Annotated in this window: 2 protein-coding genes; both read right to left on the minus strand. The window is 71.9% G+C overall.

Annotated features, from left to right (window positions below):
- On the minus strand, nt 1-516 hold a 516-nt coding region (locus tag P1P70_RS44075; protein ID WP_319248045.1), incomplete at its 3' end, for a helix-turn-helix transcriptional regulator.
- 154 nt (nt 517-670) lie between these two features.
- Nucleotides 671-1,870 (minus strand): cytochrome P450, encoded by a 1,200-nt coding sequence (locus P1P70_RS44080; protein WP_319248047.1) that lies wholly within the window; start codon nt 1,868-1,870, stop codon nt 671-673.
- Between the last annotated feature and the right edge of the window lie 53 nt (nt 1,871-1,923).

A 1,923-nucleotide genomic window follows, 5' to 3' on the forward strand; every position in this document is an offset into this window, starting at 1 on the left:
GGGCGGGGCGGTCGGCGGGGCCGGTGGAGGGCTCGGGGCGGTCGGAGCGGTCGGGGCGGTCGGAGCGGTCGGCTCGGGTGCCTCTGGTGCCTCGTCTGCCTCGGGTGCCTTGTTCGGTGGGTCGCTGTGGCTCGCGGGGGCGACCGATGCCGCGGTGCTCGTGGGGTCGTGGGACTTCGGCCCCGCGGTCTTCAGCGTGGCGTGGGGCGTCCGTCCTCGCGCCTGTGCCCGTGTCTGCCGGGCTGCGGTTCGGCGTGGTCGTTGCCGTGCGGCGACTGCCAGGATCCACCGGCGGTGCAACTCCACGTGCTCCGCGGGGGAGGCAGCGCAGAGCGCGGCGAAGCGCTTGACCGTGTTGAAGTCGAGGGGGACCGCCTCCCCGGCGCAGTAGCGGTACAGCGTGGAGGCGTTCATGTCCAGACGGCGGGCCAGCGCCGCGTAGCTGCGGTCCGTGCGCTCCTTCAGGCGCGTCAGCAGGAGCGCGAACTCCTCTATGTCCTCGTGGCTTGCATCCATGTGGTCCGTACCCGCATCCATCCGTCGGCCTGTCCGGCCATGTCCCGGTCCGGGGCATGGCCGGACAGGCTCTTCCCGTACCTGTGTGTCAGTACGGCTGGACGGGGTTCCGGCGTTGCGTCGTCCCCCTCCTTGAGACTCACTTGAAACGCGTTCAGAAGGTGATGGGCAGGGACGCCAGGCCCCGGGTGAGGCGGGTGTGGCGCCAGGGAAGGTTTTCCGCGGGGGTCGCCAGGCGGGCGTGGGGGTAGCGGCTGATGACGGCGTGGAGGGCGAGTTCGGCTTCGGCCCGGGCCAGGGGGGCTCCCAGGCAGCGGTGGATGCCGTGACCGAAGGCCAGGTGGCCGGCGGCGGATCGGGTGAGGTCCAGGCCGTCGGGCTCGGGGAACCGGTCGGGGTCGCGGTTGGCGGCGCCGGGTGCGATGAGGACCGGCACGCCTTCGGGGATCTCGGTCCCGCCGAGCGTGAGCGCCTCGGTGCTGTAACGGAACGTGGCGATCCCTACGGGCGAGTCGAAGCGCAGCAGCTCGTCCAGCGCGCTACCGAGGAGCTGCGGCTCTGCCCTCAGGCGCGCTAGCGGCTTCGGGTGCCGTAGGAGGGCCAGGGCCGCGTTGCCGATGAAGTTGGTGGTCGTCTCGTGGCCGGCCACCAGCAGGAGTACGGCGAGTGACACGAGTTCGTCCTCGGACAGGCGGTCCTGGCCGTCTCGTACGGCGATGAGGTCGTCGAGCAGGCTGTCGCCGGGTGCGGTGCGCTTGGCGGCGACGAGGGCGGTCATGTAGTCGCCGACGGCGTGGGAGGCGGCGTCGATCCGCCGGGGGTCTCCGGCCGCGAACAGGTCGCTCGACCAGGTGCGTACGGACGCGCGGTCGGGCTCGGGCACCCCGAGCAGCTCGCAGATGACCGTGACGGGGAGCGGTACCGCGAGGTCGGCGACCAGGTCCACCGTGCCGTGGTCCGGCCAGGCGTCGAGCAACTCGTCGACCAGGCCGGAGATGTAGGGGCGCAGCCGCGCCACCGCCCCGGTGGTGAACGCCTTCGTCACCAGAGCCCGTAGCCGGGCGTGCTCCGGGGGGTCGGTGGCGAGCATGTTTCGGGAGACGGCCGGATGGAGATCGCGTTGCGACGGCCGACCGGCGAAGAACCTCTGGGTGTCCTTCGAGAGGCGGGGGTCTGTGAAGGCCGCCCGGGCCTCGGCGTAGCCCGTGACCAGGTAGCTGTGGCGGCCTCCTCCCGAGCCCGTGGGCACCTTGTGTACCGGTGCCGTGTCTCGCAGGCGGGCGTAGGTCGGATAGGGGTCGGCGAAGAATGTGGGGTCCTGCAGCGGGTCGGCCGGGGGCCTGCCCCTTAACAACACCTCAGCCGCCCCCCACAAACCCTTGTAGAATCCTCGGGGGCGCCCAGCAC

Source organism: Streptomyces sp. MB09-02B (assembly GCF_033794485.1).
GTDB lineage: Bacteria > Actinomycetota > Actinomycetes > Streptomycetales > Streptomycetaceae > Streptomyces.